This window comes from Paraburkholderia sp. RL18-101-BIB-B (assembly GCF_046026985.1).
Classification (GTDB): domain Bacteria; phylum Pseudomonadota; class Gammaproteobacteria; order Burkholderiales; family Burkholderiaceae; genus Paraburkholderia.
The window spans coordinates 44,000-67,748 of record NZ_JARESV010000014.1; the positions used below are offsets into that span (position 1 = coordinate 44,000).

Below are 23,749 nucleotides of genomic sequence, written 5' to 3' on the forward strand. Positions count from 1 at the left end.
GACAGCTTCGCCCGATGCGTCAAACACATCGGGCGAAGCGCATCACGTTCAGTCGACCGAAGTCCAGCGCGTACCCAGCGCTTCCGTGATGGCGGCGGTGTCGAAGCGATACGCCATCAGCGCAGCGAAGCCGCGCCGTCCGTCGATCGACGCAGCCGCACTCGTGAAGCCATGCTTCGCGATCATCGCGGCTTCGAGCGCGTCCGCTGCGGCCTTGCCGATTTCGATCGCTTCCATCGCGTGGTCCGCGTTGTGCGCGAGTCCCGCGGCCTGGGTTGCGGCGACGCCGAGCGCATGACGTGTATGCACTTCGTCGAGACGCAGCAGGCGCGAGACCGCCAGCACCGCGCCCAGCAAGCCCACCGAAGACGCCACGTTCCAGCGCACACGGAATTCAGCGCTACCGACCGCGCTGAGAATGCGCGCGGCGGCTTCGATACCGATCGCGGCGGCGGCGATCGCGTCGCTCTCTGATGAGCCGAGCGTGTCCCCGGCTACGATCACGGCGGCGAGCACCGGCATCGCCGGCGACGCGGCGGCTTGCGTCGCCAGCGACGTGCCGAGAATCCATGCGCGGGTGCGCGAGTCGGTCGCCGCGCTGCCTTGCGATTGCAGCAGGGCGCTGATCTGCTCGGTGGAACGCGTCGCCGGATCGGTGATCAGGCGCGCGTGGGTGAGCGCGTCGCGCGCGGCGTCGAGTGCGGCGTCGGCCGAAGCGGGCAGCGCGGCGATGGCGAAGCCGACGAGCGCGTCGGACACGACGGAATGTTGAGCGGCGTTATGCATGATTCAATTCTCCGGCGGGAGCGCACAGTGCGAAGAGCGCGTCGAGATTGGCGGCGCTGTCGAGTGTCGCCACGGCGGAAGCGAGTTGCGCGGCGGTGCCGTCGCCAAGCAGCGGGTCCACGAGCAGACGGACCTTGTTCATCAGCTCGTCGTCGGTCAGCGGACGCGCGAGGCTGCCGCGCGCATGTTCGACGTGATGTTCGACGACCGTGCCGTCCCTCAGCGTCGCCGCGATAAAGACTTCATCGCGATTGACCGAGGCGTCGGGCGCGAGCTTGGTGAGCGCGCGCACGGCTGTAACGTCGTCCTGCACCACGCGCGCGTCTTCGTATTGCGCGAGGCCGACCTGGCCGTCGCACAGTGCGGCGGCCACGCCGTGAATCGCGCTGAAGCGCGCCTGCAGGCCGTCCTTCGGCTGCGGGTTGCCCATCAGTTCGGGCACGAGCGGATGGCAGCGCAGCGTGATCGATTCGATCGACTGCACATCGTCGATGCGCGGCGCGAGCGCGAGTCCGGCGTCGATCGCCGGATGCGCGACGATGCCGCACGGGTACGGCTTGTACGTGTTGAAAAGCAGTTCCCAGCGCTCGCCGAACGCGCCGTTCATCAGCTCGAAATCAACCTTGGTCGACATCGAATGCGAGTAGCCGCCGGCGGCTTCGAAAATATCGGCGGCGGCGCGCTGGCCGTGCTGCGCGAGACGCGCGGCCGCAATGCCGTTCGCAGCCGCCTTGCCGGGGTGATAGGGCTTGGTCATCGTGCCGAACGCTTCGCGCTGGCCGACGAACATCGAGGCGGCGATCGACACCGCTTGCGTCAACCCGGCTTCGTCGAGACCGAGCAGCAGCGCGGCCGTCACCGCGCAGCCGATCACGCCGCACGTGCCGGTGATGTGCCAGCCGCGGTCGTAGTGTTCCGGCGAGATCGAGACGCCGACCCGCAACTGCGCTTCGCAGCCGAGCGTGAAGGCCGTCAGCGCGGCGGCGCCGGTGGGCCGCGTGTCGGGCGCAAGCGCCGTCAGCACGGCGAGCACCGAAGCGGCCGGGTGAATGACGGTCGCGAGATGGGTATCGTCGAAATCGTCGAGATGGCCGGCAAAGCCGGTCGCGAGCGCGGAAAAATGCAGATCGACTTTTTCGCTGCGACCCGGCACCGGCGCGATTTGCGCCACGCCTAGCTCATGGGCGGCGGCGAGGATCGCGTCGACACCAGGATGCCGCGATGCGCCGATCGAAGTGCCGATCACATTGATCAAAGAACGCCTGGCTTCCTCTGCGACCGGGACCGGCAGCGGACGCTGCGCCAGTGCGAAAAGGCCGTGCGCGAATGCGGCGGCGATGGAACTCATTGAGACAACTCCTCCAGACGAATGCCGTTGGTCTTCGGCCCTAGCAGCCCGACCATCACGACGATCACAAACATGGCTGACGAAATCAGCACGAACACGGCGGGCACGCCCGAATGCTTCAGCAATGCCGCCACCCAGAAACCGACGAAGATCGAACTCAGACGGCTCCAGCTAAAAACGAAACCCACGGCGCGGGCGCGAATCCGGGTCGGATACAGCTCGGCCTGATAGGTGTGAAAGATGCCGATCAGCCAGTTGTTCGCGATCGTCACGGCGCTGCCGAACAGCAGGATCAGCACCGGTTCGCGCACCATGCCGAACAGCACGCCGGCCACCGCGACGACGATCGCGCAGCCGACCAGTTGCCACTTGCGCTGGACGCGCTCGGCGCACGCCATCGCGCCGAGTGCGCCAAGCGGCGTCGCGAACGCGATTACCATCGTGTAGAGCAGCGAATGCGTGATCGTGATGCCCTTCGTGTAGAGCAGCACCGGCACCCACGCACCGAATCCGTACACGCCGAAGGTTTGGAAGAAGTTGAAGAACGACAGCATCACCGTGCGGCTGAAGTAGCGGCCCTTCCACATCTCCGACCATGAACCGCTGTGCTCGCCGGCCGGCGGTTCCGGCGTGTGTTGCGCGGGTGCCTGCAACGCGCGGCCGGTTTCGGCGACCACGCGGGCCTCGATCGCATCGACGATGGCGCGCGCCTCGTCGACACGGCCTTTGCTTTCAAGCCAGCGGGGCGATTCGGGCAGCCCGCGCCGCATGAACCAGATCAGCACGGCGCCCGCTGAGCCGATGATCATCACCCAGCGCCAGCCTTCGAGACCGAGGATGGTGTGCGGCACGAGCAGAAACGACAGCACCGCGACTGTCGGCACGGACGTCAGGATCACGAGGATGCTGAACGCGCTGTAGCGGCCGCGCGTGTGATGCGGCGTCAGCTCGGAAATATAAGTGTCGACAGTAATGAGCTGCACGCCGATTCCGAGGCCCGCGACGAAGCGCCAGAGATCCATGGATTCCGGAGAATGCTGGAACGCGGCGGCGAAGGTCGCGACCGAATAGATCAGCATCGCGCAGGTGAACACGGCGCGTCGTCCGAAGCGGTCGGTGAAGCCGCCGAGCGCCACCGTGCCGACGAACATCCCGGCGAAAAACGAGCCGAGAAAGCTGGCGAAGCCGTTGACGTCGAACAGGCCCGCCGTGGTGGCGCGGTACAGACCACTGCTGATGAGTCCCAGTGAGATATAGGCCGCCATGAACATTTCATAAAACTCGAACCAGCCGCCGATCGCGATGCGCGCGACGAGGCCACTGAAATAACGCGTCGGCGGCAGGCGGTCGAGCCGCGCTGAAACGCTGGCTTCGACGCCGGTCCTTCCGGCGATCTCCTTTTCCATGTACATCGCGTCTGTCTCCTGATGGACTGATGTTCCATATTGGTAGTGTCGACACTTTCGCCAAGTGTATGGTGAATCTCGGGTGAATTTCAAGAGATATTCGATAAACTGTGCACACTTGTGGAAATCGGGCAGGGTGTCGTACCGGGCTGGCCGGGCGTCGGTTTGCTAGAATCCGTCCACGCAGCCGGGCGGCACGCCAAGAGATATCGAGGAAGAAAGGGATGGACGAAACTGTCGACACACGCGACGAAGACGAGCAGGGCGACGCATCGCCGGTCGGGGAGATCGTCGACTGGGTGGCGCGCGGCATCATCGAAGGCCGGCTGCAACCGGGCGACGACCTGAATTCGGTCGATCTCGCCAAGCGCTTCAACGTCAGCCGCACGCCGGTGCGCGAAGCGCTGTTCGTGCTGAACCGCGAACGGCTGGTCGACTGGTCGCCGCGGCGGCGCCCGCGCGTGTCGTCGATGAGCCTCACGGAAGTGCGTGAGATCTATCAACTGCGCGTGTTGCTATATGGGCAGGTGTCGCTCGCGATCGTCGAGCATGCCACGGCCGAGGACATCGAATCGTTGTGGCGCGCGCACGCGCGTCTCGCCGACGCGGCCGCGCGCGCCGACGTCGACGGCTATTTCTGGGCCAATGTGGCGTTTCGCGATGAGGAACTGCGGGTGAGCCGCAACGGCATCTTCAAGGAAGTGCTCGATTCGATGCGGATGCGCACCAACCGGCTGCGGCATCTCAGCACGTCGTTGCCCGGACGGATGCAGCGCTCGTGCGCCGACCACCAACGGCTGTGCGAGGCGTATGCCGAGCGCGACGGCACGCTCGCGGCGGCGCTCAACCGGTCGATCGTGTTGACTGCGCTGCAGGCAATCGAGCAGGTGTGGGACACGGATTTCGGTAAGGGTTGACGCGCGTCTTCTGTGCGTCTCAAGGCAAGCCGGGGTTCATTCAGCCAGACGTTGTCAACGGTGAAGACTCGTTCTGTTACCTGGGGGGACCTTCAGGATGAAGTTCGGTCCCGTGCCTTTAGCGACAAGCACGGGACCTGCACAGCATGTCATTCATTTGCCGAAGTACGGCGTGCAGAAGCTGGCCGGACCGACACAGGTCGATTGCATCGCCGTGTGCGCCGGACCACCTGACGACGTGCTGTTCGCCGGCACACCGCCGTAGCCCTGGGGCGCCTGTTGGTCACCGGACTGCGCTGCGACTTTCGCTTCGGCGGCCTGGATGTCGGCCGGATAGTTCGCGTCGTCGGATCGCGCCGGGTTATAGCCGGCCCGTTCCACCTGCACGAGATCGTTGCGGACCTCGGCACGTGTCACCGGACCGTTGGATTGCGCGAAGCTGAGCACTGGAGCGGACAAGGCGGCGGCAGCGAGGGCGAGGCAAGCAAGAGCTTTCTTCATGATCTAGACTCCGAAATAAATACAATGGGTGACTGATGGAAATTCGCTGAATAGCAGCAGCTACTTCGACGCTACTGGTATTGCGCGGGTCTTTCTTCTCTGAGCGTCTGGAAGCCATATTGCGCTTTTGCAAATGACGCGATCCCCACCGGTTCATTACGAAATTGACATGTAGAGCCTGCCCCTGGTCCGGGTTCCGGGCGCTTACTCGAGCACCGCTTCGATCAGGCGTGGGCCACGCTGCGCTATCGCCGAGACGAACGCCTGCTCGAATGCCCGACGGGAATTCGCGCGCACGGCGTCGACACCCAGGCCTTGCCCAATCGAAACCCAGTCCAACGTCGGTGTGCCCAGATCGAGCATGGCGCCCGAGTTCGGTCCATTCGAAGACGCGCCCACGCGGACCAGTTCGTTGTTCAGCACCTTGTAACCGCGATTGGCGAACACGACGGTCACGATGTCGAGGTTCTCGCGCGCCTGAGTCCAGAGCGACTGGACGGTGTACATCGCGCTGCCGTCGCCGACCAGCGTCACAACCTTGCGGTCCGGACGCGCAATAGCCGCGCCGGTCGACACCGGCATCATGCTGCCGATCGCACCGCCGGTCAGGTTCAGAAAATCATGCGGTGCTGCGTTGTTCAGGAGGTCGTAGTAAGGCAGAGTCGACGAAACGCCCTCATCGGCCACGATCGCGTTCGTGGGCAGGTGCATGGCCACGATCTGCGCGATGCTTTTCGCGTCGAGTGCGCCGTCGAGCGACAACGGGATCGCTTGCCGCGTGGCGACGCGGCCCTCGGCGCCTCGTGCATCCACGGCATCCATGAGCGCGGCCAGTGCGGCTGCGCCGTCTTCGTGCGGATGGCTTAGCACGGCGATCTCGCAACCGTCGGGCGTCAACCAGCTGGGTTTGTCGGGATACGCGAAGAAACTGACCGGTGGACGTGCGCCGACTAGAATCAGCAGCTCTGTCCCGGCCAGGAATTCGGCGGCGTGCTCGCCGAAGTAGGGAAGCCGCTCGACCTGCACGCGACCCGCGCCGCGTTCCAAACGAGGGGCAAACGTATCGGACACCAGCCGCGCGCCGGTCTTCGCCGCGATTTTGCCCGCTGCGACCAGACCTTCGCCGAGAAGCGCGTCGCCTCTAACCAGGAGCACTGCTTTTAACCCTGCCTGCAGTTTGCTGGCTACGCGATCGATAGTCGAACCGGCTGCGTGTGTGCGCGGCTGAAGCGGCAGCGGAGCTGCAACTTCAACGGCGGGATCCCAGGCGGTGTCGGCCGGGAGAATCAGCGTTGCGATCTTCCCCGGCGCCTCCCGCGCGGCACGGACGGCGCGTGCCGCATCCGCGCCGACGGAACGGGCGCTCGTGGACGAATGCACCCAGTCCGACACCGGACGTGCAAAGCCGGCGATGTCCGACGCGAGCGGCGCGTCGTACCTTGCGTGCGACGACGCGTGGTCGCCGACGATATTCACGATCGGACTGGAGGCGCGGCGCGCGTTGTGGAGATTGCTCAGACCGTTTGCCAGACCCGGTCCCAGATGCAGGAGCGTGGCGGCCGGCTTGCCGGCCATGCGTGCGTAGCCGTCGGCGGCGCCCGTGACGACGTTTTCCTGAAGCCCCAACACGGGTCGCATTTCTTTCACCGCATCGAGCGCTGCGACGAAATGCATTTCCGATGTGCCCGGGTTTCCAAAACAGACTTCCACGTCGCTGGCAACCAGCGACTTCAGCAGACTTTCTGCACCGTTCATGGTGTTGCTCCAAAGATGTCGAAAAGGGGCGCCGCTGTCTGATGGATTCGGACGCAGTGCCGGCTTGACGATCATTCTCGACAGTCCTACTGTGAGTAACAATCGAGTCCAATTGGAAACTTAGTTGCATCATGCGTAAGAATCTGGATTACGGACTGCTTCACGCGATGACGGCGTTTGTGAGGGTGGTGGATGCCGGAACCTTCACATCCGCCGCCGAGCAGATGGACCTCACGACCGCGCAGATCTCGCGGCTCGTATCCGGACTGGAGGAGCGCCTGCGCACCAAGCTGCTGCAGAGAACGACCCGCCGGATTGCGCTCACCAGCGCCGGCGAGACGTATGTGATCCAGTGCCGGGATATCCTCGAGCGCGTGAATGTGGCGGAGGCATACGCATCAGGGGCGACGATCGAGCCGGCGGGGCGGCTCAGGGTTCAATGCATGGGTAGCTTCGGGAATTACTATGTGGTCCCGCTGATCGCCGAATTTTGCGCAGCGTTTCCCAAAGTGAGCATCGAGTACGCGACTTCGCAGTACGCGCCGGCGCTGCTTGCGGAGGGAATCGACGTGGGCATCTACCTGTCGCGACAGCTGTCCGATTCGGGATTGGTGGCGCTGTCGCTGGGTACGGTGTTCGGTGTGATGTGCGCGGCGCCTGCCTACATAGAACAGCACGGTGCGCCCCGGCATCCGCGCGACCTGGCCAACCATGCCTGCATTCGGCTGATCAATCCTTCCGTCGCCTCGGAGTGGGAACTGATCTCGGGCAAGCGGTCCTATCAGGCGCAAGCCGTCGGCCCCATCATCGCGGACAATCCCGACGTTCTTCTGAAGACCGCGGAGCAAGCTAGCGGCATAGCATTGTTGCCGTGGTTCACCGCCAAGGATTCGATTCGCGAAGGGCGCCTGGTTCGCGTTCTTCCGTCGTGGCGGTCGCCTGATGTCACGGTCTCCGCGTTGTATCCCTCCAGACACTTTCTCGATGCCAAAACCAAGGCGTGGCTCGATCTGCTCAAGGCCCGAGTAACGCCCGCGCTGATCGACGATGCCTCAATGTTTCGGTGACGCGGAAGGTTGCCGGCCGCCACCAGCATTGCCCGCCATGCCGTGTGACCCATTCAACCGCGGCCCGGCCGGTCGCGCGCCTGGCGAAAAATCATGTCATGCGTTAATGCATGACAGGTGTGCATATTTTTAAGTTTTCAGACTGATTTGCATGGACCATCATTCGCTTCATCTGCTTTTTCCCCTTACCGGTATTTGCAAGGAGCGTTCACCATGACTATGCAAGCACTCGTTCTCTCCCAGTACAACGGACCGCTCGAACTCACCACCTTGGCACGCCCCGAGCCGTTGCCCGGCCAGGTGCTGGTGCGCATCGCGGCGGCCGGTCTGAATCCGCTCGACACGAAAATCCGCGCAGGCGGCGCGGCCCATGCAAAACATCCGCTGCCGCTGGTGCTCGGCATCGACATGGCCGGCGTGGTCGAGGCGGTAGGCGCGGGCGTGACCCGCTTCAAAGCAGGCGACGAGGTCTACGGCATGACGGGCGGCGTGGGTGGCATCCAGGGTTCGCTCGCGCAATATGCCGCCGTCGACGCGAATCTGCTCGCACTGAAGCCCTCGAATCTGTCGATGCGCGAAGCCGCCGCGCTGCCGCTGGTGTTCATCACCGCCTACATGGGGATCGTGGATCGCGCGAAGCTTCAGGCCGGGCAGACCGTGCTCGTGCAGGGCGGTGCGGGTGGCGTGGGTCATGTGTCGGTGCAACTCGCGCGAGCGCTCGGAGCGCGCGTGTTCGCCACGGCGAGTTCGCGCGATCACGACGCGCTCACGCGCCTCGGCGCCACGCCGATCGATTACGTCGCGCAGAACGTCGAGCAATACGTCGCGCAGCATACGGGCGGAGCGGGTTTCGATCTGGTCGCCGACACGGTGGGCGGCGCGACGCTCGATGCCTCGTTCGCGGCGGTCAAGCATTTCGGCCATGTCGTCAGCGCGCTCGGCTGGGGTACACATGCACTGGCGCCGCTGTCGTTTCGCGAGGCGACTTACTCCGGCGTTTTCACCCTGCATGCGTTGCTGACCGGCGAGAATCGGGCGCACCACGGTGAGATGCTTGGCGAGGCGACCCGTTTCGCAGAAGCGGGTCATTTGACGCCACGGCTCGATCCGCGCCGCTTCGATCTGCGCTCGGCTGAGCAAGGGTACGACGCAATCACCGATCGCAGCGCGCGCGGCAAAATCGTCGTCGATATCGTATGACGCTGGCCGCGCCGGTCGGCGACGGCGAACGATTCAGCGGTGACCTGATGCCTGTCAAGCGCTGGCGAGTCTGTCGACGACAACGTCGATCAGCGCCCGCAACCGCCCAAGCCGCCGAAGGTCGCGATGGTAGCCGAGCCAAACCTCGCGCCCCGGCGGCGTTTCGCCGAGGTCGATGCGCCGCAGGCCCGGCGTGTTGTCGCCGAGCGCGCACGGCAGGACCGCGAAGCCGCCGCCCTCGGCGCACATGCGCGCCTGGACGCCACGATTGTTGCTGGCGTAAGCGACCCGCGCATTCGGCAGCATGCGGCGGATCCACGTCACATCGGGCAAGGCCTCGAAGGCGCTGTCCATTGTGATGAGCGCTTGCCCCGCGCCATCGCCGGCCTGCGGCGCAACCAGATCGACGTGTCCGTACAGCGCGTAGTTCAAATCCATGATCTTTCGCTGGATCACGTCGGGTTCGTCGAACGGCGTGATGCGAAACACGAGGTCTGCTTCACGGCGCGAGAGGCTGTAGCGTCGCGAATCGGTGATCAGTTCGATCGACAGTTGCGGATGCCGTGAGAGAAACCCGGCGAACACCGGCGTCAGCACATGAATGCCGAACCAGTCGGATGACGACACGCGCAGCGACCCCGTCAACTGCTGCGTGGTCCCTGCGAGCGAACGTGTGAACGCGAGCGCTTCTTCCTCCATTCGCTCCGCGAAACTCAGCACCGCGTTGCCTTCGTCGGTCAGTACGAAGCCTTCGGCGGTGCGCTGGAACAGCGCCTGGCCGACCGCGTTTTCGAGCGCACGCAACCGGCGGCCCATAGTGGGCTGGGTCTGTCCCAGTTGGCGCGCGGCTGCGCCGAGTGTGCCGCAACGGGCAATCGCGAGAAACACGCGGACATCGCCCCAGTCCATAGTCATTTCGTTCATAGCAGGATGTGCTCGTGCGACAGGCGGGCTTATCGTACCGAACTTCGAGCTTTGGCGGTGGACGATGCCGACGACCGTGTCATCTTCGGAATGGTCTTTGCTTGACGGGCAAGTACATCGGCAAGCGTGCGGCCACCGGCGAATCTCGCTCACATACTGACGAAAATTTCTGCCTTAGCGACCACGTGATACCGGACTACGCTGAACCTGCTCAGCGTACTAACAGCTCAATCCTGCCTGCAACGTTAAACGGAGACGACATGATCCAGATGATCGACATTGGCGCGGTCGCCGGCGACACGCCCGAAGGATATTCAAACAAGGTACTGACGAGCGTGAATGACCACGACGTCCATTTGAGCGTGATGGACGCGCCATTTTTCTGGCACTTTCATCCGGATTCGGACGAAACATTTTTCGTCGTCGAAGGCGTTCTTACCATCGACTTCAAAGACGGGTCGATTGACCTGCAAGCCGGCCAATTGCTGACCGTGCCTGCGGGCACGCGCCATCGAACGCGGCCGGTCGGCGCGCGCTCCGTCAATCTCACCGTTGAAAAGAAGGATGCGACTACGGTCCAGTGCGATGCGCCGCCGCATCGGAGAGCGCGTGCTGACTGATGGCACGGGCGATGATCGGCGCCTATCCGCGCTCCGCCTGGCAAGGCGCGTTCAGCACGGCGGGCCGTCCGACGATCGCCAGCGTCAGCAGCACAGCAGCCAGTTCGCAAGCCGCCGCGACCCATCCGAGGCCGGCCACGCCGCGGTGAGCCAGGGTCAGCGCGCCGAGCGCGGCGCCCATCGAGAAGCCGATGTACATGAAGGAAGCATTGAGCGACAGCACGATCGACGCGACCTTCAGGCCGGCGATGTCGATGAGCCGCGCCTGCTGCGCCGGATAGAACGCCCAGTGCGCGACGCCCCACAACGCGATGGCCACGAGCACGGGTATGAGTGCAGCGGCGGGCGGCAGCAAGCGTGCGCTGATCGACAGCGTGGCGAAGGCGAGGCCCGACAAAGCGATTGTCGGCACGATCACGGCCAATGGCCCGAACCGGTCGCTGGCGTTGCCGCCGGTCACGACGCCGGCCGCGGCCGCGAGACCCCACATGAACATCACCATGCCGATCTGCGCACCCGCCAAACCAGTGACGCTGGCGAGAAACGGCGAAAGATACGTGTAGACCGTGTAGGCGCCGGTGGCCCAGAGCGTGGTGGTCAGCAGCGTTGCCAGCACGAGCGGATTGCGCGCCACCGCGATGCGCTCGCGCAGCGTCGCGATCGGGATGCCCGCTCCAATGTCGCGCGGCAGGCCGATAACCAGCCCGGCCGCGGCGAGCGTCGCCAGGCCGGCGACGCCGGCAAACGTCATGCGCCAGCCGAGCGCATGGCCGACGACCGCGCCGAGGGGCACGCCCAGCGCGATGGCGATCGTGATGCCGCCGTTCACCACCGCGATTGCTCGGCCACGGCGTTCGGGCGGCACGATCACGCTCGCCAGCGCATTCGCGCCCGGCACATACAGACCGGCGGACAGCGCCAACAGCACGCGCGCGCCCATCAGCGCCCAGAAGTTCGGCGCGACCATGGCGAGCACGTTGGAGAGCGCGAAGGCGATCATGCTGGCGAGCAACAAGGTGCGGCGATTCAGGCTGCCGCTTAGCGCCGTCAATACCGGCGAACTGAGGCCGTAGGCCAGAGCGAAAACGGTCACCAGCTGGCCCGCGGTTTCGATCTTCACCGAGAGGTCGGCGGCGAGTCCGGGCAAGAGAGGCGAAATCATGAAGCCTTCGGTGCCGATCGCGAAAGCGCCGAGCGCGAGCCAATAGACCGGAGCGGGGAGAGCGGAAGTAACGTGTGCGGATTTCATGCAATGCCTCGAGGCGAAAGTGATGCGTTGCATGATTCTGGAGGCGGCGTTCGCGGCCATCAATATGCTAGAGTTCCCGACTTATCGGACACCAATGTCCGCAATCGTGGGGACGCGCGTGGACAGTCTCAACGCACTGAAAGTCTTTTCCCGCGCGGCTGAGCTCCGCAGTTTCACGGATGCCGGCCAGCAGCTCGGCCTGTCCTCGTCCGCGGTCGGCAAAGCGGTGGCCCGGCTCGAGAAGCGGCTCGGCGTGCGCCTTTTCCACCGCAGCACGCGCAGCATCACGCTGACGCAGGAAGGCCAGCAATTCCTCGAGAGCTGTCGCCGCATCTTTTCCGAAATCGACGCGATCGAATCCGGCTTCGCGCAATCCAAAGGCGCGCCCAAGGGCCGGCTTCGCGTGAGCTTGCCGATGGTCGGCATGCTGATGATGCCTACCCTGAGCGGTTTCATGCGCGCCTATCCCGAGATCGAACTGGATCTGGACTTCAGCGATCACCTGGTCGATGTCGTCAACGATGGGTTCGATGTCGTCGTGCGCACCGGCGACGCGAGCGACTCGCGGCTGATCGCGCGTACGCTCGGCGCTTACCGGCTACAACTTGTCGGCGCGCCGTCTTACTTCGCTCGCGCTGGCACGCCTGCGAAGCCCGAGGATCTGTTGAACCATGCCTGCCTGCATCACCGCTATCCGACCAGCGGCAAGTTGCAGCGCTGGCCTTTGGTGACGCCCGCCTCCGGCAATGACGTGGCGTTGCCCGTGACGGCTTCGGCGAGCACGGTCGAGCCGCTGATCGCGCTCGCCGAAGAAGGGCTCGGCGTGACCTGCGTGCCGAACTTTGCGATCCGCCGACAACTTGCCGACGGCAGCCTCGTGACGGTACTGGATGAGTACGTCGAACACAGCGGCGTGTTCCGCGCGGTGTGGCCGTCGAGTCCGTACGTGTCGCCCAAGCTGAGAGTCTTTGTCGATTTCCTCGCGGCGAATCTGCTGCCAGCTGCCGATGCGAAACGGCTCAGGACTCCGGCAAAAGGCAAGCGCTCGTAGCGCTCGAAGCTGTTGTACAGAAGCCGGGCGAGTGGTGAACTTCAGACCGATACGATGAATCGATGAATTGACCTTGGGCGTATCCGGTCCGAACTGCTATCTTGAGTGAGTGTCGTCGGCACGGTCGGCGACCGAGCGCCGCATAGGTGCTGAAAAATACCTGCCTAGAGGTGCATGATGGTCGAAGTTACCTGGCTTGTCGTGGCTGACGGAGGTCGCGCGCGTGTCTTCAAGATGCCTGGGCTCACGCTCGACTTGCAGGAGGTCGAAGTTCTCGTCAACGATGAATACACCGGTACGGTCTTGACCGAAAAAGATCGGGAGAAGTTTGCAAAGCGCGTGTCCGACTATCTGGAGGAGGGGCGGCTCCATCAACTCTACAATCGGCTGCGCCTCGCCATCGAGGCGAAATTCCTCGGCATGGTGCGTTCGAATCTGAGCGAGGACACGCGTCGACTGATATTCGAGCAGATCAACGAGGATCTGCTGGCGCTCAGTACCCAGGAAATCGAGGCGCGTCTGCGCAAGCAGTGATCGGCTGGGGGCCAATTGCATCGAGCCCGCAAGGATTTTGCAGGCTTGGCCTTGCAACGTTTAGGAACTGATTTCCGGCCCGTGCGATTTTTCTTCCGCGTCACGGAACCAGACCTCCGCGCGAGACCGGGCGCTCACCCAGGAGTGCGGTTGCGGCGTTTCGAACTCACGATCGATGAACCGGCGGCCCCATTCGACCGCGTCTCTAATCGCTTCTTCTTCGGTCAGCCATTCCGGTTGAACGGTCATCGGGCGAATATCGACGACTTTTCCCGCGTTATTCTTCAGGCTCACGCTCGCAATCCATGCGCCGAACTTGTTCGTCTCGGGGCGCACGACCATCTCAAACTCGCCGTAAAAAACAGTGGATGCTGGCATCGTTCTCTCCTTTAGCGAGCGGGCCTCTGCTCAGCGTCATCATGCCGCAATCTCAGCATTCCGACACAAAGAAAATTGCGCCTGAATGGCGCAAGCCCATCGTATTTCGCCGATAGTTGGCATTGGAGAAACCCGCGTGCACCGGGTCGTGACTTGCTCATAGAATTCCGTGTGGCGTGCCGCGCGCGAAGACGCGTACTCGTATGAAGAAATCGTGGGCTCAACTCATCTTTCGTAAGGAGGTGTTATGGCACAAGAATTCTCGTATCGACGATTCCTGTTTTCGGCAACGATCTCTCCGCTGCAAGGGAGCCGCGGGATCGTCACTGTCGATGTCACGACCTCGGACGCTGAGCGCGTCGCCGATCTCGGCACGCAGCGTTTCCTTCACGTGGAGCGATGGGTGGAGAGAAACGATCCCGCTTTCCTTCAGGTCGTGGTCGACGAATGCAAGGTGGCAGTCGACCATTACGCGGACAACGTCGACGATAGTTGACGCCTTTCCGGAACACCGGCGGCGCATGAGGGCCCGATCCGATCAGGGTCAATTGCCCAGCATGCTCGCGGCGATATTCACGCACAAACCCAGCACGGCAACGTTGAAATAGAAAGACAGGATCGATTGCGCAAGCACGCCGCGCCGCGCGCTGCGCCCACGCAGGCTGATGTCCGCGGTCTGCGACGCAACCGCGATCGTGAACGAGAAGTACAGAAAATCCCAGTAGTCCGGTTCGAGCGTGCTGTCGGGAAAGGCGAGCGCGGGCGCATTCGGATCGGAGCCATAGTAGAGCCGCGCGTAGTGCATCGTGAAGATGGTCGGGATCAGAAACCAGGCGCCGAACAAGGTCAGTCCTGTCAGCAGCGAATGCAGCACCTTCGATTCGAAGGTCAGATCTTTGGTGGTGCCGAGTTCCAGCACGATTGCGAGAATGCTGGCAACGGTTGCCGCGCATGTCACCGTCAGCACGGTGACCGCATTCTGGTCCTCGCGCCGGGCGTGGGTTCGCACGTCGCTCTCGCTGGCGAAGGCCATGTGGAACCAGATCATGACGAGGTACGCCCAGATCGCGATGTCCCAGCCGAGCAGCAGCCGCGCCGTGATCCGTAGCGAGGCTGGCGCGAGCACACAGGCGCTCAAACCGGCGAGCAGACCGATCATCATATGCGGCCGGTTGCGAAGCACCTGGGGATATAGACTCATTGTATGAAAGGAGTGCCGCGGATATCTGTTCTGGTGATTCTAGTCATTGAGACCTTAACTTGCATGAGGGGGCGAAAATGCAGGAATTCGATTTCTACATTAACCTGAAGAAGCCGACACTCGGGCTCTATGTGCGCAACGGCGCGGGCCTGCCCGATCTCGCCGACAAGAGCGACTGGCAATTCGAAGGGCATGTCTGGCAAAGCGAACTGACACCCGAACTCCTGAAAGGACTCGAGGCCAACGGCCACGTGTTTCAGGAACTGGGTGCGTGACGCCCGGCTCTACGGCGAGTAGAGCGAATCAAGCTGAGGGAGAAGACCATGCCGGAGCAACAGGGTGACCTGAGTGACGAGTTCATCGCGCAGCAGAAGAAGCGCCTGGAGGCGCTGCGTCGGGAGCTGCTGGGCGGAGAGGAAGATACGATCGCGGACGAGAGAACGGCTCAGGAGGAGTATGGCGACGAGGCCGAGGAGTATGAGGACGAAGCGCAGGGAATGGCACAGAATGAGATCAACCAGTCGCTGCATGACGTGAACGACCAGCGCGTTGCGGATATCCAGCGCGCGCTGCGCAAGATCGACGAAGGCACCTACGGTCTCTCCGATGAAAGCGGCCAGCCGATTCCCAAAGAGCGGCTCGAAGTCATGCCTGAGGCTATCCTTACCGTTGCGGAGCAGAGCCGACGAGAGACCGGCAGGTAGAGACATTCACACACGTTCAAGCGCGTCGTCTCGCAGCCTGATAGCGTCGGGCATGTCGGCCAATGCCTATCATCGGAAAAACCAATGTTCCCTTACTAACGATCCACTCATAGAATTCAAAGGCAGTTTTTAGGTTCGTTATGCCAATCATGTGGTGATCAGGCGCGCAGCGAGACCACGCGAGCGCATGCCAGGTTGCCGGAAGCCGCTCGCGCGTCTCTTTCTGTCCGAAAGAGACGCCGGCATTTTGAACATCGACCCGCGAAGCATCGGTCCCTGGCGCACAAATCGAAAGGCCGGCGACAGGTTTCGAGCATTCGCCCCTCACATGAACGCGTCCCATAACCTCTAACAACATCGGATGCCTTAACTGATAAAGGTGAATTTACGATGCCCGCCCTTTGCGAAATCTGTAACGCCCGTCCCGCTGTTGCCCGTGTGACCGTTGTGCAGAACGGCGAGCGGAAAACTTTATCGATCTGCGACTACGATTACCGGCAATTAATGCGGCATCAGAGCATGGCGAACCCGTTCGACTCGCTGCTCGGAGGAGGCGGTCTGTCCCGCTTCTTCGGGGGTCTTGGCGGCGCGGGCGAGGAAGATGACGAGGAGTTCGCCGCGGAGCTGCCGCGCGAATCGGTCGACGCAACCGACGCCTTCAGCGAACAGACACTCGAATTGTTGCAGCGTGCGGCGGAAAAAGCCCATGAGCTTCAACGCACCGAACTCGACACCGAGCACCTGCTTTACGTGCTGGCGGACACGGACGTGTGTGCGGCGCTGCTCAAGGAACTCAAGTTGTCGCCGCAGGACATCAAAGGCTATATCGATCAGCATGCCCAGAAGGGCACCGCGAATCCCGATGCGCCGATCGAGAAGATGACCATCTCGCCTCGCATGAAGAAAGTGTTCCAGAACGCGTTCCAGGCATCGCGGGATCTGGGGCATTCGTATGTCGGCCCGGAGCACTTGCTCATCGGGCTTGCGGCGGTGCCGGACAGTATCGCGGGCACCTTGCTGAAGAAGTACGGCGTGACGCCGGAAGCGCTACGGCAGAAGGTGGTGAAAGTGGTCGGCAAAGGCGCCGAGGACGGCCGCGTCGACGCGCCGACTGGCACGCCCACGCTCGACAAGTTCGGCCGCGACCTCACGGCCCTCGCGCGGCAGGGCAAGCTCGACCCCGTGCTGGGTCGCGCGCAGGAAATCGAAAGTACGATCGAGGTGCTGGCGCGGCGCAGGAAGAACAATCCGGTGTTGATCGGCGAGCCCGGGGTCGGCAAGACCGCGATCGTCGAAGGCTTGGCGCAGCGTATCGTCAACGACGACGTCCCCGAAAATCTGCGCGGCAAGCGGCTCGTCGAGGTCAACATCAATTCGATGGTGGCGGGCGCGAAGTATCGCGGCGAGTTCGAAGAACGCGCAAAAACGCTGATCGACGAAGTGACAGCGAAGAAGGACGAACTGGTTCTGTTCATCGACGAATTGCACATGATTGTCGGCGCCGGCCAGGGCGGCGGAGAAGGCGGCCTCGACATCGCGAACGTGCTCAAGCCGGCGCTGGCCCGTGGCGAACTCAGTCTGATCGGCGCGACGACGCTCAACGAATACCAGAAGTACATTGAAAAGGACGCCGCGCTCGAGCGGCGCTTTCAGCCGGTGCTGGTGCCCGAGCCGACCGTCGAGCAGACCATCGTCATTCTGCGTGGTCTGCGCGACAAGCTCGAAGCGCATCATCAGGTGACCTTCGCGGACGATGCGTTCGTCGCCGCCGCCGAAATGTCGGACCGTTACATTACGTCGCGCTTTTTGCCCGACAAGGCCATCGACCTGATCGACCAGGCTGCCGCGCGCGTGCGCATCGGCGCGACCTCGCGTCCGGCGGACATCCAGGAACTGGAAGCCGAAATCGCCCAGCTCAAGCGCGAGCAGGATTATGCGTCCTCGCGCAAGCGCTATGACGAGGCGAAGAAGTTCGAGGAACGTATCGGCGAAAAGCAGACGAAACTCGACGAGCAGATGGAGGCATGGCAGCGCAAGACCGGTTCGGAAACGCTCGAAGTGACCGTGGCGGCGATCGCCGAAGTGGTGTCGCGTCTGACAGGCATTCCGGTCACGGAGTTGACACAGGAAGAGCGCCAGAAGCTGCTGGACATGGAGAACAAGCTGCGCGAGCGCGTGGTCGGCCAGGACGACGCGGTGGTGGCCGTGAGCGACGCGGTGCGCCTGTCGCGTGCGGGACTCGGGCAGGCGAACCGGCCGATCGCGACCTTCCTGTTCCTCGGACCGACCGGCGTCGGCAAGACCGAACTCGCGAAAGCGCTGGCGGAAACGGTGTTCGGCGATGAACAGGCCGTCATTCGTATCGACATGTCCGAGTATATGGAACGTCACGCGGTGGCGCGCTTGATCGGGGCGCCGCCGGGCTATGTCGGATACGACGAGGGTGGCCAGTTGACCGAGCGTGTCCGGCGCCGGCCGTATAGCGTGATTCTGCTCGACGAGATCGAGAAGGCGCACGCGGACGTGAGCAACGTGCTGCTCCAGGTGTTCGACGATGGCCGCCTGACCGACGGGAAGGGCCGCGTCGTGGACTTCAGCAACACGATCATCATCGCGACGAGCAATCTCGGTGCGCACATCATCATGGACAACCTCGAGAAACCCGAGGGAGAACGCCTCGCCGACAAGGCGATGCGCGAAGAATTGATGGGCGTGCTGAAAGGTCACTTCCGTCCGGAATTCCTCAACCGGATCGACGAAGTGATCATTTTCGACGGACTCTCTCGCGAGAATATCCGCTCGATCGTGCAGATCCAGCTCGAACGGGTCACGCGCACCGCGGCGGCGCAAGACATCACGCTCAAGATGGACGAGTCGATTGTCGATCACCTGGCCGACGCCGGCTATCGGCCGGAATTCGGCGCCCGCGAGTTGAAACGCCAGATCCGTCAGGAACTGGAAACGCGACTTGCCAAGGAGATTCTCAACAGCGACCTGAAGTCGGGCGACAGTGTCGAGGTCAGCTACGACAAGGACAGCGGCGAAGTGAAGTTCACTCGCAGCGAGGCGCCGCCGCCCAAGGCGAAACGCGCCAATAGCCGCGGAAAGAAAAAATCGTCCGACGAAGTCAGCAGCACCGAGTCCACGGAAGGAGCCCGCTCCTGACGGCATGGCGTGAGGAGCGAGCAGGCAAGATCACTGCGCTCCTGGCGGCAGTGCGGCGGCGCTCGGCCTGGCGGATATGAACGGTTGAGCGCAACACGATGGCGTAACCCTCGACAGGACCGTTCCCGGACTCCCGGGACGGTTCACGGAGTCTCATATGACCACGCGACGCGAAGTGCCGGGAATCCGGCCGTATGACGGACCCGCTGGAGGTTGGGGCGCGCTGCGGGCGACAGCTCAAGCCATCAGGCAACAGATGGAGAGCATCGAAGCGCCGATTACGCTGATGCGGACCAATCAGCCCGACGGTTTCGATTGTCCGGGCTGCGCCTGGCCGGACAAGGAGCATAAGTCCACCTTCCAGTTCTGTGAGAACGGCGCCAAAGCGGTCACATGGGAAGCCACGACCAAGCGCGTGGGGCCGGAGTTTTTCCAGAACAACACGGTGTCGTCGCTGCTGCAACGATCCGATTTCGAACTCGAAGATCTTGGCCGGCTCACGCATCCGCTTGTCTACGATCGCGACACGGACAAGTTTCGCGCCGTCGAATGGGGTGACGCCTTCGCTCGTATCGGGCAAGTGCTTCAAGGGCTGTCCTCTCCCGATCAGGCCGAGTTCTACACGTCGGGCAGGGCGTCGAACGAGGCCGCCTACCTTTTCCAGTTGTTCGCACGAGAGTACGGGACCAACAATTTCCCGGATTGCTCCAACATGTGCCACGAGCCCACCAGCGTGGGATTGCCGCAGTCGATCGGGATCGGCAAAGGCACGGTGTCGCTGGAAGACTTCGACGAGACCGAACTCATCATCTCGATCGGCCACAATCCCGGCACCAATCATCCACGGATGATGGGCACGTTGCATGAAGCCTCGCGGCGCAATGTGCCCATCATCGTCTTCAATCCGCTGCGCGAGCGCGCACTCGAACGATTTGCGGACCCGCAGAACTTGCTTGAAATGGCCACGTACGGCTCGACCCGAATCGCCTCGACGTATTTTCAGGTCGACGCCGGCGGTGACGCCGCCGCGCTCAAGGGCATCATGAAGGCGCTGCTGGCGATGGAGGCCGAGGAAGGCAACGTTCTGGACCATGAATTCATCGCCGCGCACACGGAAAATTTCGACGCGTTCGCCGCTGATCTGGAAGTTACGGCGTGGGACGATATTGAAACGGCAAGCGGACTGAGCCGGTCCGATCTCGAACAGGTTGCGATTGCCTACGCCAAATCGAATGCGACCATCGTCACTTACGGAATGGGCGTGACCCAGCACAATAAAGGCACGGCCAACGTCCGCCTGATCGCCGATCTGTTGCTATTGCGCGGAAACTTTGGCAAACCCGGCGCGGGCATCTGTCCTTTGCGCGGACATTCGAACGTGCAAGGAAACCGGACCGTAGGCATAACCGAAAAGCCCTCCAGCACTTTCCTGAAACAGATCGAGGATGTGCTCGGTTTCAAACCGCCCGAGGCACACGGACACGATGCCGTTCAGGCGATGCAGGCGATGATCGACGGCTCGGCCAAGGCGCTGCTTTGCCTGGGCGGAAACTTCGCGGTCGCGCTGCCCGATTCGGAGCAGTCTTTTGCAGCCATGGCTAAACTCGATCTAAGCGTTCACCTCGGGACCAAGCTCAATCGTTCGCATCTGTTAGTGGCGAAGGAAAGCTATGTGCTGCCGTGCCTGGGCCGCACGGAACTCGATATCCAGGCAAGCGGCCGCCAATCCATCACGGTCGAAGATTCCATGTCGATGGTCCATGCTTCGTCCGGAAAACTCAAGCCCGCCTCCGAATTCCTGTTGTCCGAGCCGGCGATCATCGCGGGTATTGCGCGGGCGACGTTGCCCCACAGCAAGGTCGCCTGGCAGGAACTGGTTGCCGATTACGACAAGGTTCGCGATCTGATCGAACAGACCGTGCCGGGTTTTGAAGCATTCAATGCGCGAATCAGAACGCCGGGCGGATTCCGTCTGCCGCTTCCTCCAACCGAACGCGTGTGGCACACGCCGTCCGGAAAAGCGATGTTCTCGGTCTACGGCGGAGTGAAGGAAGACGCCGACGTATACGGCGCTGAAAATGTGCTGCGCCTCATCACGATCCGCAGTCACGACCAGTACAACACCACGATCTATGCCCTCGACGATCGTTACCGGGGCGTGTTCGGCAGGCGCGACGTGGTGTTCATGAATGAAGCCGATCTCGCGGCGCGCGGACTCGAACATGGCGATCTGGTCGATATCGAAACTATTTCATCGGGCAGGAAGCTTTGCCTGAAGAACATCACGGCAATTGTTTATGGCATCGCACAAGGATCGGTGGCGGCGTATTATCCGGAAGCAAACGTGCTGGTGCCGCTCGACTTCATCGACAAGGAAAGCGGCACGCCGTCGTACAAGTCGGTTCCTGTTCATGTTTCGCGCGCGGCGCAAGCCTGAATGCCGGCGAGTTCGACGGGTCGATCGACTGGGCGTGCGCGTCCAGTCGATCGACACACGGGGGGACCAGCAAATGCCGCTATCACCTGGAGCCGCTGATCAATCATGGAAATCTTCGACGCCTTCCACCTCGCCAGGTTGCAGTTTGCGTTCACGGTTTCATTTCACATTATTTTCCCCGCGATCAGTATAGGAATGGCCAGTTTCCTCGCCGTGCTGGAGTGGCGCTGGCTGCTGACCGGCGACGTGGTCTACAAGGACATGTTCCTGTTCTGGTCGAAGATCTTCGCGGTCGGCTTCGGCATGGGCGTGGTGTCGGGCGTGGTGATGGCCTACGAGTTCGGCACCAACTGGAGCGGATTTTCCACCATTGCCGGCAACGTCACGGGGCCGCTCCTGACTTATGAAGTATTGACGGCATTCTTTCTCGAGGCCGGCTTTCTCGGCGTCATGCTGTTCGGCTGGCAGCGGGTGAGTCCACGCGCGCACTTTTTCGCCACGCTGATGGTGGCGGTCGGCACGTTGATTTCCACGTTCTGGATTCTCGCCTCGAATAGCTTCATGCAGACGCCGCAAGGATTCGCCATGGAGAACGGCCGGATCGTGCCGGTCGACTGGATGAAGGTGATTTTCAACCCATCATTCCCGTACCGGCTCGCGCACATGACCATCGCCGCGTTCATTGTCGCGGGCTTCATCGTCGCCGCGTGCGGGGCGTGGCATCTGCTGCATGGCCGGCGCGACGGCCCCATCAAGCGCAGTTTTTCGATGGCGCTGTGGATTCTGCTTTTGCTGACGCCGATCCAGATTTTCGTCGGCGATGCGCACGGCCTCAACACCCGCGAATATCAGCCCGCCAAGATCGCGGCGATTGAGGGCCTGTGGGAAACCGAGAAAGGCGGCACGGCGCTCAATCTGGTCGGTCTGCCCGACATGACAGCGGAAGTCACGCGCTACGCGGTGCAAATACCGCATTTGGGCAGCCTCATACTGACCCATAGCTGGGACGGAGAAATCCGCGGGCTCAAGGAGTTTCCCGCCAGAGACCGGCCGTATTCGCCAATCATCTTCTGGACCTTCCGGATCATGGCGGGCCTCGGCATGTTGATGCTGTTGACCGCGTTGCTAGGGTTGCTGCTCAGGTTGAAAGGCCGTCTCTACGAGACGCGGTGGTATCAGGTTTTCGTGCTGTGCATGGGCCCGTCGGGAATCGTCGCGCTGTTGGCCGGGTGGGTCACGACGGAGGTCGGCCGCCAGCCCTGGACGGTCTACGGTGTGCTGCGCACTGAAGACTCACTCTCGCCGATCAGTGCCCAGCAAGCGGGCGTTTCACTGCTGATCTTTGTGCTGGTGTACTTCCTGGTATTCGGTATGGGGGTCTACTACATGCTCAAGATGATGAAGCGCGGACCGGAGGAACATGTCGACGCCCGCCAGTCCGTCAAGCACCCGGTGTTGCGCAACCGTCCGCTGGACGCACTGGAACGGGAGTGACGCCATGCAAATTGATCTACCGGTTGTGTGGGCTGCGATCATTGGACTCGGCGTTTTCATCTATGTGATGCTGGATGGCTTCGATCTCGGCATCGGCCTGCTGTTTCCGTTCTTCGAGGAAAAAGCCGATCGGCAAGTGATGCTCAATACCATCGCGCCGGTCTGGGACGGCAACGAGACATTCCTCGTGCTCGGCGGCGCGGGGCTATACGGCGCGTTTCCGGTCGTCTATTCGACGCTGCTGCCGGCGAACTATCTGCCGCTGATCCTGATGGTCGTCGGCCTGATCTTCCGCGGGGCGGCTTTCGAATTGCGCGCGAAGGCCACGCGGACCCAGCATGCGTGGGATCTTGCCTTCATTGCCGGATCCGCGCTCGCCGGACTCTGCCAGGGCATCGTGCTGGGGTCGCTGCTGCAAGGCATCAAGATCGTTGATGACCGTTTCGCCGGCGACCCGTTCGACTGGCTGTCACCGTTCAGCCTGTTCTGCGGAATCGGGGTGCTCTTTACGTATGCGACGCTCGGCTGCGGCTGGCTCATCCTGAAGACGGAAGGCGAACTGCAGCGCAAGATTCGCGAGGTCATGCGGCCGCTGGTGACCGTGCTGCTGGGGATAATCTTCGTGGTGAGTCTCTGGACCGTGATCGGATTGCCGGCGGTCGAGCATCGCTGGTTCGGGAGCGGCTATCTCGGCTGGTTCATGCCGGTGCCGATTCTCGTTGTCGCGTGTGTGTGGGGTATTTTTCGGTCGCTTCGCCTTCAGCATGAAGCGCTGCCGTTCCTGCTCACCCTCGGGCTGTGCTTTCTCGGATATAGCGGCTTGCTCATCAGTATCTGGCCGAACATCGTGCCGCCTTCGCTGACGATCTGGGAAGCATCGTCGAGTCATTCGAGCCAGCTCTTTACGCTGGTCGGCACGGTGATCGTGCTGCCGATCATTCTCGTCTACAACGCCATGCAGTACCGTGTGTTTCGCGGCAAGGTGCGGGAAGGGGACGCCGGCTACCACTGA

At 62.5% G+C, this 23,749-nt stretch carries 22 protein-coding genes; 13 read left to right on the plus strand and 9 right to left on the minus strand.

Going from position 1 to position 23,749, the window contains the following annotated elements:
- Positions 1 to 48 precede the first annotated feature (48 nt).
- From P0D73_RS20900 to P0D73_RS20910, 3 genes are read right to left on the minus strand one after another with little or no spacing between them, the layout of a single operon-like run.
- Positions 49 to 786 carry an MmgE/PrpD family protein gene (locus P0D73_RS20900; protein ID WP_408177728.1) on the minus strand — a complete coding sequence of 246 codons (738 nt, stop codon included), beginning with the start codon at positions 784 to 786 and terminating at the stop codon, positions 49 to 51.
- Positions 779 to 2,134 (minus strand): MmgE/PrpD family protein, encoded by a 1,356-nt coding sequence (locus P0D73_RS20905; protein WP_408177729.1) that lies wholly within the window; start codon positions 2,132 to 2,134, stop codon positions 779 to 781. Before P0D73_RS20905 ends, P0D73_RS20900 begins: the two co-directional genes overlap by 8 nt.
- Positions 2,131 to 3,546, minus strand: coding sequence for an MFS transporter (locus tag P0D73_RS20910; protein ID WP_408177730.1), 1,416 nt, complete (start codon positions 3,544 to 3,546; stop codon positions 2,131 to 2,133). The genes P0D73_RS20905 and P0D73_RS20910 overlap by 4 nt, the downstream gene beginning before the upstream one ends.
- 218 nt (positions 3,547 to 3,764) lie before the next feature.
- Here P0D73_RS20910 and P0D73_RS20915 point away from each other — a divergent pair, with 218 nt between their 5' ends.
- Positions 3,765 to 4,457 carry a GntR family transcriptional regulator gene (locus P0D73_RS20915; protein ID WP_408177731.1) on the plus strand — a complete coding sequence of 231 codons (693 nt, stop codon included), beginning with the start codon at positions 3,765 to 3,767 and terminating at the stop codon, positions 4,455 to 4,457.
- A gap of 153 nt (positions 4,458 to 4,610) precedes the next feature.
- Here the strand turns inward: P0D73_RS20915 and P0D73_RS20920 are convergent, their stop codons facing one another.
- Together P0D73_RS20920 and P0D73_RS20925 are read right to left on the minus strand one after the other, a co-directional pair.
- Positions 4,611 to 4,958, minus strand: coding sequence for a DUF4148 domain-containing protein (locus P0D73_RS20920; protein ID WP_408177732.1), 348 nt, complete (start codon positions 4,956 to 4,958; stop codon positions 4,611 to 4,613).
- A gap of 204 nt (positions 4,959 to 5,162) precedes the next feature.
- The gene (locus tag P0D73_RS20925; protein WP_408177733.1) at positions 5,163 to 6,713 is read right to left on the minus strand and encodes an acetolactate synthase large subunit; all 1,551 of its coding nucleotides are present in this window, start codon (positions 6,711 to 6,713) and stop codon (positions 5,163 to 5,165) included.
- Between the two features lie 131 nt (positions 6,714 to 6,844).
- Here P0D73_RS20925 and P0D73_RS20930 point away from each other — a divergent pair, with 131 nt between their 5' ends.
- Both P0D73_RS20930 and P0D73_RS20935 read left to right on the plus strand, forming a co-directional pair.
- Complete coding sequence (locus P0D73_RS20930; RefSeq protein WP_408432735.1) at positions 6,845 to 7,780, plus strand: LysR family transcriptional regulator; 936 nt, start codon at positions 6,845 to 6,847, stop codon at positions 7,778 to 7,780.
- Positions 7,781 to 7,993: 213 nt separating this feature from the next.
- On the plus strand, positions 7,994 to 8,980 hold the full coding sequence (locus P0D73_RS20935; RefSeq protein ID WP_408177735.1) for a zinc-dependent alcohol dehydrogenase family protein: 987 nt from the start codon (positions 7,994 to 7,996) through the stop codon (positions 8,978 to 8,980).
- A gap of 54 nt (positions 8,981 to 9,034) precedes the next feature.
- On the opposite strand, the gene P0D73_RS20940 is transcribed toward P0D73_RS20935, so the two are convergent.
- On the minus strand, positions 9,035 to 9,904 hold the full coding sequence (locus P0D73_RS20940; RefSeq protein WP_132381659.1) for a LysR family transcriptional regulator: 870 nt from the start codon (positions 9,902 to 9,904) through the stop codon (positions 9,035 to 9,037).
- A gap of 101 nt (positions 9,905 to 10,005) precedes the next feature.
- On the opposite strand from P0D73_RS20940, the gene P0D73_RS20945 reads away from it, so the two are divergent.
- Positions 10,006 to 10,524 carry a cupin domain-containing protein gene (locus tag P0D73_RS20945; protein ID WP_408177736.1) on the plus strand — a complete coding sequence of 173 codons (519 nt, stop codon included), beginning with the start codon at positions 10,006 to 10,008 and terminating at the stop codon, positions 10,522 to 10,524.
- 22 nt (positions 10,525 to 10,546) lie between these two features.
- Here the strand turns inward: P0D73_RS20945 and P0D73_RS20950 are convergent, their stop codons facing one another.
- Positions 10,547 to 11,773 carry an MFS transporter gene (locus P0D73_RS20950; protein WP_408177737.1) on the minus strand — a complete coding sequence of 409 codons (1,227 nt, stop codon included), beginning with the start codon at positions 11,771 to 11,773 and terminating at the stop codon, positions 10,547 to 10,549.
- Positions 11,774 to 11,867: 94 nt separating this feature from the next.
- On the opposite strand from P0D73_RS20950, the gene P0D73_RS20955 reads away from it, so the two are divergent.
- Together P0D73_RS20955 and P0D73_RS20960 are read left to right on the plus strand one after the other, a co-directional pair.
- Positions 11,868 to 12,824, plus strand: coding sequence for a LysR family transcriptional regulator (locus tag P0D73_RS20955; RefSeq protein ID WP_408177738.1), 957 nt, complete (start codon positions 11,868 to 11,870; stop codon positions 12,822 to 12,824).
- Positions 12,825 to 12,998: 174 nt separating this feature from the next.
- Positions 12,999 to 13,358, plus strand: a complete 360-nt coding sequence (locus P0D73_RS20960; RefSeq protein ID WP_408432739.1) for a host attachment protein — start codon at positions 12,999 to 13,001, stop codon at positions 13,356 to 13,358.
- A 60-nt stretch (positions 13,359 to 13,418) separates the two neighbouring features.
- Here the strand turns inward: P0D73_RS20960 and P0D73_RS20965 are convergent, their stop codons facing one another.
- Positions 13,419 to 13,736 carry a DUF6566 family protein gene (locus P0D73_RS20965; protein ID WP_132381662.1) on the minus strand — a complete coding sequence of 106 codons (318 nt, stop codon included), beginning with the start codon at positions 13,734 to 13,736 and terminating at the stop codon, positions 13,419 to 13,421.
- 247 nt (positions 13,737 to 13,983) lie between these two features.
- On the opposite strand from P0D73_RS20965, the gene P0D73_RS20970 reads away from it, so the two are divergent.
- Positions 13,984 to 14,232 carry a hypothetical protein gene (locus P0D73_RS20970; protein WP_132381663.1) on the plus strand — a complete coding sequence of 83 codons (249 nt, stop codon included), beginning with the start codon at positions 13,984 to 13,986 and terminating at the stop codon, positions 14,230 to 14,232.
- Between the two features lie 48 nt (positions 14,233 to 14,280).
- Here P0D73_RS20970 and P0D73_RS20975 read toward each other — a convergent pair whose 3' ends face one another.
- Positions 14,281 to 14,937, minus strand: coding sequence for a DUF1345 domain-containing protein (locus P0D73_RS20975; protein WP_408177740.1), 657 nt, complete (start codon positions 14,935 to 14,937; stop codon positions 14,281 to 14,283).
- A 77-nt stretch (positions 14,938 to 15,014) separates the two neighbouring features.
- Here P0D73_RS20975 and P0D73_RS20980 point away from each other — a divergent pair, with 77 nt between their 5' ends.
- From P0D73_RS20980 to cydB, 6 genes are all read left to right on the plus strand, one after another.
- A complete protein-coding gene (locus P0D73_RS20980; RefSeq protein WP_106313048.1) occupies positions 15,015 to 15,212 on the plus strand; it encodes a hypothetical protein in 198 nt (65 codons plus the stop codon).
- A 48-nt stretch (positions 15,213 to 15,260) separates the two neighbouring features.
- Positions 15,261 to 15,641 (plus strand): TraR/DksA family transcriptional regulator, encoded by a 381-nt coding sequence (locus P0D73_RS20985; protein WP_132381667.1) that lies wholly within the window; start codon positions 15,261 to 15,263, stop codon positions 15,639 to 15,641.
- 390 nt (positions 15,642 to 16,031) lie between these two features.
- Positions 16,032 to 18,806, plus strand: a complete 2,775-nt coding sequence (locus P0D73_RS20990; RefSeq protein ID WP_408177741.1) for an ATP-dependent Clp protease ATP-binding subunit — start codon at positions 16,032 to 16,034, stop codon at positions 18,804 to 18,806.
- Between the two features lie 157 nt (positions 18,807 to 18,963).
- Positions 18,964 to 21,243 (plus strand): FdhF/YdeP family oxidoreductase, encoded by a 2,280-nt coding sequence (locus P0D73_RS20995; protein WP_408177742.1) that lies wholly within the window; start codon positions 18,964 to 18,966, stop codon positions 21,241 to 21,243.
- Positions 21,244 to 21,348: 105 nt separating this feature from the next.
- Positions 21,349 to 22,737, plus strand: a complete 1,389-nt coding sequence (locus P0D73_RS21000; protein ID WP_408177743.1) for a cytochrome ubiquinol oxidase subunit I — start codon at positions 21,349 to 21,351, stop codon at positions 22,735 to 22,737.
- A gap of 4 nt (positions 22,738 to 22,741) precedes the next feature.
- The gene (gene cydB / locus P0D73_RS21005) at positions 22,742 to 23,749 is read left to right on the plus strand and encodes a cytochrome d ubiquinol oxidase subunit II (protein ID WP_132381675.1); all 1,008 of its coding nucleotides are present in this window, start codon (positions 22,742 to 22,744) and stop codon (positions 23,747 to 23,749) included.

Excerpts from the sequence above, each read along its gene's own strand:
- P0D73_RS20900 (WP_408177728.1), bottom strand. The coding sequence starts at position 786 with ATGCATAACGCCGCTCAACATTCCGTCGTGTCCGACGCGCTCGTCGGC.
- P0D73_RS20905 (WP_408177729.1), bottom strand. The coding sequence starts at position 2,134 with ATGAGTTCCATCGCCGCCGCATTCGCGCACGGCCTTTTCGCACTGGCG.
- P0D73_RS20910 (WP_408177730.1), bottom strand. The coding sequence starts at position 3,546 with ATGTACATGGAAAAGGAGATCGCCGGAAGGACCGGCGTCGAAGCCAGC.
- P0D73_RS20915 (WP_408177731.1), top strand. The coding sequence starts at position 3,765 with ATGGACGAAACTGTCGACACACGCGACGAAGACGAGCAGGGCGACGCA.
- P0D73_RS20920 (WP_408177732.1), bottom strand. The coding sequence starts at position 4,958 with ATGAAGAAAGCTCTTGCTTGCCTCGCCCTCGCTGCCGCCGCCTTGTCC.
- P0D73_RS20925 (WP_408177733.1), bottom strand. The coding sequence starts at position 6,713 with ATGAACGGTGCAGAAAGTCTGCTGAAGTCGCTGGTTGCCAGCGACGTG.
- P0D73_RS20930 (WP_408432735.1), top strand. The coding sequence starts at position 6,845 with ATGCGTAAGAATCTGGATTACGGACTGCTTCACGCGATGACGGCGTTT.
- P0D73_RS20935 (WP_408177735.1), top strand. The coding sequence starts at position 7,994 with ATGACTATGCAAGCACTCGTTCTCTCCCAGTACAACGGACCGCTCGAA.
- P0D73_RS20940 (WP_132381659.1), bottom strand. The coding sequence starts at position 9,904 with ATGAACGAAATGACTATGGACTGGGGCGATGTCCGCGTGTTTCTCGCG.
- P0D73_RS20950 (WP_408177737.1), bottom strand. The coding sequence starts at position 11,773 with ATGAAATCCGCACACGTTACTTCCGCTCTCCCCGCTCCGGTCTATTGG.
- P0D73_RS20955 (WP_408177738.1), top strand. The coding sequence starts at position 11,868 with ATGTCCGCAATCGTGGGGACGCGCGTGGACAGTCTCAACGCACTGAAA.
- P0D73_RS20960 (WP_408432739.1), top strand. The coding sequence starts at position 12,999 with ATGATGGTCGAAGTTACCTGGCTTGTCGTGGCTGACGGAGGTCGCGCG.
- P0D73_RS20965 (WP_132381662.1), bottom strand. The coding sequence starts at position 13,736 with ATGCCAGCATCCACTGTTTTTTACGGCGAGTTTGAGATGGTCGTGCGC.
- P0D73_RS20970 (WP_132381663.1), top strand. The coding sequence starts at position 13,984 with ATGGCACAAGAATTCTCGTATCGACGATTCCTGTTTTCGGCAACGATC.
- P0D73_RS20975 (WP_408177740.1), bottom strand. The coding sequence starts at position 14,937 with ATGAGTCTATATCCCCAGGTGCTTCGCAACCGGCCGCATATGATGATC.
- P0D73_RS20980 (WP_106313048.1), top strand. The coding sequence starts at position 15,015 with ATGCAGGAATTCGATTTCTACATTAACCTGAAGAAGCCGACACTCGGG.
- P0D73_RS20985 (WP_132381667.1), top strand. The coding sequence starts at position 15,261 with ATGCCGGAGCAACAGGGTGACCTGAGTGACGAGTTCATCGCGCAGCAG.
- P0D73_RS20990 (WP_408177741.1), top strand. The coding sequence starts at position 16,032 with ATGCCCGCCCTTTGCGAAATCTGTAACGCCCGTCCCGCTGTTGCCCGT.
- P0D73_RS20995 (WP_408177742.1), top strand. The coding sequence starts at position 18,964 with ATGACCACGCGACGCGAAGTGCCGGGAATCCGGCCGTATGACGGACCC.
- P0D73_RS21000 (WP_408177743.1), top strand. The coding sequence starts at position 21,349 with ATGGAAATCTTCGACGCCTTCCACCTCGCCAGGTTGCAGTTTGCGTTC.
- cydB (WP_132381675.1), top strand. The coding sequence starts at position 22,742 with ATGCAAATTGATCTACCGGTTGTGTGGGCTGCGATCATTGGACTCGGC.